Source organism: Streptomyces sp. ISL-96 (assembly GCF_018614035.1).
Classification (GTDB): Bacteria; Actinomycetota; Actinomycetes; order Streptomycetales; family Streptomycetaceae; genus Streptomyces.
In genome coordinates this window covers 22,686-29,888 of sequence record NZ_JAGGPA010000040.1, presented here as the reverse complement: position 1 = coordinate 29,888, position 7,203 = coordinate 22,686, and the positions used below count along the sequence as shown (strand labels likewise).

8 protein-coding genes are annotated in these 7,203 nt (G+C 72.1%); 2 read left to right on the top strand and 6 right to left on the bottom strand.

The window, feature by feature from the left end; all coding sequences use genetic code 11:
* Positions 1-172 precede the first annotated feature (172 nt).
* The 5 genes from J7E96_RS24835 to J7E96_RS24815 form a co-directional block, all read right to left on the bottom strand.
* Positions 173-676, bottom strand: a complete 504-nt coding sequence (locus J7E96_RS24835; protein ID WP_215133974.1) for a hypothetical protein — start codon at positions 674-676, stop codon at positions 173-175.
* A gap of 107 nt (positions 677-783) precedes the next feature.
* Positions 784-1,449: a peptide-methionine (S)-S-oxide reductase MsrA gene (msrA, locus tag J7E96_RS24830; RefSeq protein ID WP_215133979.1), complete on the bottom strand. Its 666-nt coding sequence runs from the start codon at positions 1,447-1,449 to the stop codon at positions 784-786.
* Positions 1,450-1,538: 89 nt separating this feature from the next.
* Positions 1,539-2,057 carry a hypothetical protein gene (locus J7E96_RS24825; protein ID WP_215133972.1) on the bottom strand — a complete coding sequence of 173 codons (519 nt, stop codon included), beginning with the start codon at positions 2,055-2,057 and terminating at the stop codon, positions 1,539-1,541.
* An 88-nt stretch (positions 2,058-2,145) separates the two neighbouring features.
* Positions 2,146-2,490, bottom strand: coding sequence for a hypothetical protein (locus J7E96_RS24820; RefSeq protein ID WP_215133970.1), 345 nt, complete (start codon positions 2,488-2,490; stop codon positions 2,146-2,148).
* Between the two features lie 144 nt (positions 2,491-2,634).
* A complete protein-coding gene (locus J7E96_RS24815) occupies positions 2,635-3,741 on the bottom strand; it encodes a hypothetical protein (protein WP_215133968.1) in 1,107 nt (368 codons plus the stop codon).
* Between the two features lie 147 nt (positions 3,742-3,888).
* Here J7E96_RS24815 and J7E96_RS24810 point away from each other — a divergent pair, with 147 nt between their 5' ends.
* Entirely contained in the window at positions 3,889-5,034 is a 1,146-nt protein-coding gene (locus J7E96_RS24810) for a cystathionine gamma-synthase (protein WP_215133966.1), read from the top strand.
* A gap of 221 nt (positions 5,035-5,255) precedes the next feature.
* Here the strand turns inward: J7E96_RS24810 and J7E96_RS24805 are convergent, their stop codons facing one another.
* Positions 5,256-5,810, bottom strand: a complete 555-nt coding sequence (locus J7E96_RS24805) for a MarR family winged helix-turn-helix transcriptional regulator (protein ID WP_215133964.1) — start codon at positions 5,808-5,810, stop codon at positions 5,256-5,258.
* Positions 5,811-5,960: 150 nt separating this feature from the next.
* Between J7E96_RS24805 and ilvA the strand changes: the two genes are divergently transcribed.
* Entirely contained in the window at positions 5,961-7,190 is a 1,230-nt protein-coding gene (gene ilvA / locus J7E96_RS24800; protein ID WP_215133962.1) for a threonine ammonia-lyase, read from the top strand.
* Positions 7,191-7,203: the final 13 nt, after the last annotated feature.

The following is a 7,203-nucleotide window of genomic DNA, read 5'->3' as shown; positions in this document are numbered from 1 at the left end:
GGAGCCCGAAGGGTTCTCGCGTAGCGACGCGACGTAGGAGCGCCCTTGACGCGCCGCCCCGGCCCACCGACACTCGAGCGCTCGGGACGGCCCGAAACCCCCAGATGCAAGCCTTGGTTTGCGGCCCGTGCTCCGCTTCGGGCCTTGCAGTTCCGGCTGTGGGGCTCTCCTCCTACAGCCCCGCCGAGTGGCTTGAGAGCCAGTCGGTGTGCTGGTCGCGCAGTCGGTCTCGCTCCTCAGGGGTGGAGAGGATGACGTCGGCGCCTCCGTCGTACGGATGGTGGATGCGGCGGAGTTCCGTGTCGGTGAAGAACAGACCCGCGAGTTCCTCGTCCGCGACTGCTCGCAGCAGAGCGTCGGCGCAGCCGCGTTCCCACGGACGTCGGTCGGCGTACAGATGCGTGTGGGTGTGGAAATCCGGGTCCGGGTCCGGGTCCGGGTTCGGGTCCTCCTCGTTCGCCTCGGTCCACCAGCGGACGCCCTCCGGGTGGAGTGCTTCGCGGGTCCGGTAGGCGGCAGGCCCGGTCGGCGTCACCGACCAGTCCATGGTCACCACGAACACGTCCACACCCGCGAACAGTTCGTCGAGGACCGAGTTGTACCGGTCCAACACGATCGCGTACTCGGCCTCGCTCTCCGGGTATCGCTTCGAGCCGGGCAGGCTGTGAAAACGCACCCAGCGATCCGCGTACCTACCGCGGAACTCGTGGGCGATGGGCGGCCCCGCCGGCCCCCGTTCCCGCCCCCACCGCGCGGCCAGCGCCTCCGGGGCGAAGCCCGGGCTCACTCGCTCCCGGCCGGAGCCACGCCGATCGGGCAGGAAACGCCCGTCCCGCCGATCCCGCAGTAGCCCGCCGGGTTCTTGTCGAGGTACTGCTGGTGGTACGGCTCCGCCGGCCAGAAGGGGCGGGTGTCCGCCGGGAGGATCTCCGTCGTGATCGCGCCGTACCCCCTGGCCGTCAGCACCTTCTGGTACGCCTCGCGAGACGCCTCCGCGGCCGCCGCCTGGGCGGGTGAGTGGGTGTAGATCGCCGAGCGGTACTGCGTGCCCACGTCGTTGCCCTGGCGGAAGCCCTGCGTCGGGTTGTGGTTCTCCCAGAAGACCTTCAGCAGTTGCTCGTACGAGACGACCGACGGGTCGAAGACGACCCGCACCGCCTCCGTGTGGCCCGTCAGGCCCGAGCAGGCCTCCTCGTACGCCGGGTTCTCGGTGTAGCCGCCCTGGTAGCCGACGAGCGTCGTCCAGACGCCCTCCGTCTGCCAGAACTTGCGCTCCGCGCCCCAGAAACAGCCCATGCCGAAGTCGGCGATCTCCAGACCGTCGGGGTACGGGCCCAGCAGTGGATTGCCCAGGACCGTGTGCCGGGAAGGGACCTCGAACTCCGGGGTCGGGCGGCCCTTCAGGGCCTGCTCCGGGGTAGGCAGCTGGGGGGTACGGCCGAACATCATGCGGATCTCCTCCTGGGCGGTCTGCGCCTGGGCGCCTAGGGTCAACGCGTGGAGGCGGCCGAGGATTCCACACCGGGCGGGCCCCGCCCTCAGCGCCGCTTCCGCCGTGCCGCCCCCACCACCGCCATTTCCCGCGCCGCGCGGTAGATCTCCGCCGCCGCGTCGCCGTAGTAGCTCCACGGGAGCGCCCCGACGTAGTCGTCCACCAGGCGGAACTGTTCCAGCGCCTCCTCGTGGCGGTCCTGGTAGACCAGGAAGTACGCCAGCAGGTGCCGCGCCTCCCGGACGTACGGATGCGACGCGGGCGCCGCCGCCACGTCCGCCAGCAGCCTGTCCACAGCCGCCACCAGCTCCGGCGTCTTGTAGTCGCGCGGCTTGGGTTCGCTGTCGTCGCGGGCCGTGATCTCGGCCCAGAGCTCCCGCATGTCCTCGTGCGCGCCGCGCAGGGCCAGTGACGTCCAGATCTTCTTGGCGTACGGAGTCGGGTCCTCGGGGGCCAGTGCCGCCGCCAGCGTCAGCTCCTCCAAGGCGCGCCGGATCGTACGGTGGAAGCCCTCGAACTGCTCGCGGCCGGTGTTCGACGCGGTGGGCCGCCCCGCAGCTTCCACGCCAGGTCGATCGAGCTGAGGCCGCGCACCATCGCCGCGTCCGGGTCGCCGGGGCGCGGCGGACTCCCATGCCAGCAGCCAGGCGTCGTCATCGGCCGCTTCCTCGCCCAGTACCGCCCAGTACCGCCCAGTACGCCGACGGCCACCACGCGCCGCTCCCAGGCCTTGTCGATACGGGCGGCGGACAGCGCGGTGGCTGCCGTCTGCCAGTCGCCCGCAGCAGTACCTCCGCGTCCTCGGCGAAGTACGCCGTCATGGACTCGTGCACCAGGGCCTGCCAGTCGGCCGTACGCCGCAGCCCCAGCGCCTCCGGCGTCAGGACCGCCGCTTCCAGGTCCGCCAGGGACTGGGCGGGGGCGCGGAGGAGGGTGAGGGAAGGGGCGGTGGCCGTCGTGGCGCGGCCGTCGTCCGGCAGCGCTTCGATCCGGGCCACGCGCTCCGCGATCGGCGGGTGTGAGTCGTCGGGGAACGGTCCTCCTCCGGCAGCACCGCAGGTGCCGCAGGGCAGACGTGCGCGTGGGGGATCCGGAGTACGCCCTACCGCAGGTCAGGGCGGCACTGCCGCCCCCGCGCGCCCTCAGCCCCTCAGCGTCGCCGGGCTGCCGCCGTTCGCCTCGTATCCGGCGACCGCCAGGGCGCGGTACACCGCGTAGTCCGCCGCCGGGTCCTGGCTGTGCGTCCACGGGAGCGCGCCCACGTGACCGTCCACGTGCCGCAGTTGGTCCATGGCCTCCGACCAGCGTTCGGCGCGTACGAGGAAGAGGATCAGCAGGTGGCGTACGTGCGCCAGCATCGGGTCGTCGGGGCGCGCGGCGTGCACCGCGTAGAGCGCGCCCTCCATCGCCCTCGTCACCACCGCGCTCTGGTAGAAGCCCTGCACGAGATTCACCTCGGGCAGGTGCTCGTACACCGCGAACAGGGGCAGCGCCGCGAGCAGCGAGCCCTGCGGCGCCCGCGCGGCGGCGGCGGTCGCGAAGGCGTCGGCGGCCTCGCGCGAGCCGTGCCAGTTCTCGCTGCGGTAGCTCAGCGCGGCGAGATGCGCGCCCATATGGGTCGGGGCACGGTCCAGGATCTTCGCCCACAGCTGGTCGAACTCGGCCTCCGGGTAGGCCAGTCCGCGCGCGACGGCGAGCTCGGTGATGTACGGAACGGGGTCTCCGGGGGCGAGCAGCGCCGCCTCGCCGCACACCGTACGGGCCTCCTCCAGGATGATCCGGAAGTCGTCCGTGCCGGGCGTCGACGTACGCCACGCCTGCTGCACCAGGAACTCTGCGTGCACCTGCGCCCCGCCCGCGTCCTTCGGTGCCTCCGCGCGCCACGCCCGCAGCCAGCGACCGCCCTCGCCGGGCTTCTGCGCGAGTTCCAGCGACGCGGCCCCGGCGAACGCCTGCACGCGCTGCCAGCGCACCTCACCGTCCTTGGGCGTCCCGGCCAGCAGCTGCGCGGCGGCCCGCCAGTCCTGGGAGCGCTGCACCACTTCCAGTACGTCTTCCAGGTCCTGGTCCGGGCCCGGCATCCGGACGTCGAGCAGCTCCTGGCGTACGAAGCCGTAGTCGGCCGGGTCGGCGGCGTCGGGGGAGCCGGGCGCGACCAGGCGGATGCCGCCGGCGCGCCTGCGCAGTACGACAGGGCCGATGACCGCCGCCAGCATGCACAGAGCGATCAGGAACCAGAGAATCTCCATGGCTCCATTGTCCCGGACGGCGGAGGGACGCTCCGGAGGGGCCAGGGAGGGGCCAGGGAGGGGCCAGGGAGTGGCGGGGGAGTGGCCCGGGAAGTGGCCGGGAGTGGCGGGAGTGGCCGGGGCGCCGACGAACTACGCTCGTTTCCCATGAGCGATGACCACAGCTTCGAGACCCTCGCGATCCACGCCGGCAACACCGCGGACCCCCTCACGGGCGCGGTCGTACCGCCGATCTATCAGGTGTCCACGTACAAGCAGGACGGCGTGGGCGGCCTGCGCGGCGGCTACGAGTACAGCCGCAGCGCCAACCCGACCCGCACCGCCCTGGAGGAGAACCTCGCGGCGCTGGAGGGCGGCAGCCTCGGGCTCGCCTTCGCGTCGGGCCTGGCGGCGGAGGACTGCCTGCTGCGGACCCTGCTGAGCCCCGGGGACCATGTGGTCATCCCGAACGACGCGTACGGCGGAACGTTCCGGCTCTTCGCCAAGGTCGTCTCGCGGTGGGGCGTGACCTTCTCGGTCGCGGACAGTTCCGACCCTGCGGCGGTACGGGCCGCCCTCACCCCGAAGACCAAGGTGATCTGGGTCGAGACCCCCTCGAACCCGCTCCTCGGCATCAGCGACATCCAGGCGCTCGCGGACGTCGCGCGCGCGGGCGGTGCCCGGCTGGTGGTCGACAACACCTTCGCGAGCCCCTACCTCCAGCAGCCCCTCGCGCTCGGCGCGGATGTCGTCGTGCACTCGACGACGAAGTACATGGGCGGGCACTCGGACGTCGTCGGGGGCGCGCTGATCGTCAACGACGCGGCGCTGGGCGAGGAGCTGACGTACCACCAGAACGCGATGGGCGCGGTCGCCGGGCCCTTCGACGCGTGGCTGGTGCTGCGCGGAATCAAGACGCTCGCGGTGCGGATGGACCGCCACAGCGAGAACGCCACGCGTGTCGCGGACATGCTGACGCGGCACGCGCGCGTCACGAAGGTCCTCTACCCGGGGCTGCCGGAGCACCCCGGTCACGAGGTCGCGGCCAAGCAGATGAAGGCCTTCGGCGGGATGGTGTCCTTCCGCGTCGAGGGCGGCGAGGAGGCGGCGGTCGAGGTCTGCAACCGGGCTCGGCTCTTCACGCTCGGTGAGTCGCTGGGTGGTGTGGAGTCGCTGATCGAGCATCCGGGGCGGATGACGCATGCGTCGGCGGCGGGGTCCGCGCTGGAGGTGCCGGGGGATCTGGTGCGGTTGTCGGTGGGCATCGAGTCGTGCGACGACCTGCTGGCCGACCTGAAGCAGATGCTCGGCTGAGCCGGGGCCCTGGGGCGGGAGTGCGGGGTGCGGGGTGCGGGTGGCCTGCGGGGCTTCTGGGGCTCCGCCCCAGGCCCCGCCCCTCAAGCGTCGGAGGGGCTGGAGGGGCCGGGCAGGGGCTGGTTTCGCGGCCCTGGCTCCACCGCCGCCCGCACCGCCGTCTCCGGCTTGCCGCGCCCGCGACGAACGCCTCGAACTCCCGGGCCCTGCGGCCATACCGATTAGGAGGTCGGAGGCGGCACCGCTGCGCCGGTCTCGACACCGGTCTCCGTACCCTCTGCGCCCTCTGCGCCCTCCGCGGCCGCGCCCTGGCGGGCCGACAGCGCGGAATTGAAGCGCGTGAGGAGCGTGCAGAAGGAATCGCGCTCCTCCTGGCTCCAGCCCTCCGTCACCTGAGCCATCAGTTCGCGCCGCGAAGACCGCACCTCGTCGAGCCGCGCCTGGCCGCGCGGAGAGAGCTGGAGCACGACCGCGCGGCCGTCCTCCGGGTGCGACGTGCGCTTGACCAGGCCCGTGTCGACGAGCGGCGCGACCTGCCTGGTCACGGTCGAGGAGTCGATCCCCATGCCCGCGGCGAGCGCCTTGACGCCCATCGGGCCTTCCTGGTCGAGCCGGTTGAGCAGCAGATAGGCCGCGCGGTCCATGGAGTTGCGGACCTGGCCCACGCCGCCGAGCCTGGTCTGCTCGGCGCGGCGGGCGAAGACGGCCACCTGGTGCTGGAGGGCATCGAGGAGGCCGGTGTCCGGATCAGTCGTCATGTCCTGGGAAGTGGGCATGGCTGGGGGCTCTCTTCGTGCGGTGGTCGGTTTGGTGGGGGACAGAGTACGCGGATGGCAGCGGGTGCGTACCGGCGCTGCGACAGATAAACGGATGGACGGCCTTCGGCGCGGCGGCCGCCCGAGCGCTGAGCTGCAAGACTTGCGGTCATGAGCTTCCGTACGTCTGACCCCTTTCGCCACCTCATCCTCGACGACATCCGCGGGGCGCAGAAGATGCTCTCCGGGGTCGCGCGGACCACGGCGATGGAAGGCAGCCGGCATCTGTCGCAGCTGGTCGGATCCCCGGTTCACCTGAAGTGCGAGAACCTCCAGCGGACCGGTTCGTTCAAGCTGCGCGGCGCGTACGTACGGATCGCCGGCCTGTCCCCGGAGCAGCGCGCGGCGGGCGTCGTCGCTGCCAGCGCCGGCAATCACGCGCAGGGTGTCGCGCTGGCCTCCACCCTGCTCGGCGTACGCTCCACGGTCTTCATGCCGGTCGGGGCGCCCCTGCCGAAGGTCGCGGCGACGCGGGAGTACGGCGCCGAGGTGCGGATGCACGGCCAGGTCGTCGACGAGACGCTGGCCGCCGCGCAGGAGTACGCCGACACGACGGGCGCGGCCTTCATCCACCCCTTCGACCACCCCGACATCGTCGCGGGCCAGGGCACGCTGGGCCTGGAGATCCTGGAGCAGTGCCCGGAGGTACGGACGATCGTCGTCGGGGTGGGCGGCGGCGGGCTGGCCGCCGGTATCGCGATCGCGGTCAAGGCGCTGCGTCCGGACGTGCGGATCATCGGCGTACAGGCGGCGAACGCGGCGTGCTACCCGCCGTCGCTGGCGGCCGGGCGGCCGGTCTCCATCGACACGAGGCAGACCATGGCCGACGGCATCAAGGTGGGGCGGCCCGGCGACGTGCCTTTCGCGGTCATCAACCAACTGCTCGACGGTGTCGTCACGGTCACCGAGGACGAGCTGTCGAGCGCGCTGCTGCTGTGCCTGGAGCGGGCCAAGATGGTCGTCGAACCGGCCGGCGCCAGCCCGGTCGCGGCGCTGCTGAGCAAGCCGGAGTCGTTCGAGGGGCCGGTGGTCGCGGTGCTGTCGGGCGGCAATGTCGATCCGCTGCTGATGCAGCGCATCCTGCGGCACGGCATGGCGGCGGCGGGCCGGTACCTGTCGCTGCGGCTGCGCCTCGCGGACCGTCCGGGCGCCCTGGCAGGTCTCCTCGGGGTGTTGTCGCTGGTGGACGCCAACGTCATCGATGTGGGTCACGTACGGACCGACCCGCGGCTCGGACTCACGGAAGTCGAGGTGGAGTTGCACCTGGAGACGAAGGGCCCGGAGCACTGCGCGGAGGTCAGGTCGGCGCTGCGGGAGGCGGGATACACCGTGATGTCCTGAAAACTCCGCGCTG

What these genes read in the sequence shown, in the direction of transcription:
- J7E96_RS24815 (WP_215133968.1), bottom strand. Translation starts at nt 3,741, where the DNA reads ATGGAGATTCTCTGGTTCCTGATCGCTCTGTGCATGCTGGCGGCGGTC.
- msrA (WP_215133979.1), bottom strand. Translation starts at nt 1,449, where the DNA reads ATGATGTTCGGCCGTACCCCCCAGCTGCCTACCCCGGAGCAGGCCCTG.
- J7E96_RS24805 (WP_215133964.1), bottom strand. Translation starts at nt 5,810, where the DNA reads ATGCCCACTTCCCAGGACATGACGACTGATCCGGACACCGGCCTCCTC.
- ilvA (WP_215133962.1), top strand. Translation starts at nt 5,961, where the DNA reads ATGAGCTTCCGTACGTCTGACCCCTTTCGCCACCTCATCCTCGACGAC.
- J7E96_RS24810 (WP_215133966.1), top strand. Translation starts at nt 3,889, where the DNA reads ATGAGCGATGACCACAGCTTCGAGACCCTCGCGATCCACGCCGGCAAC.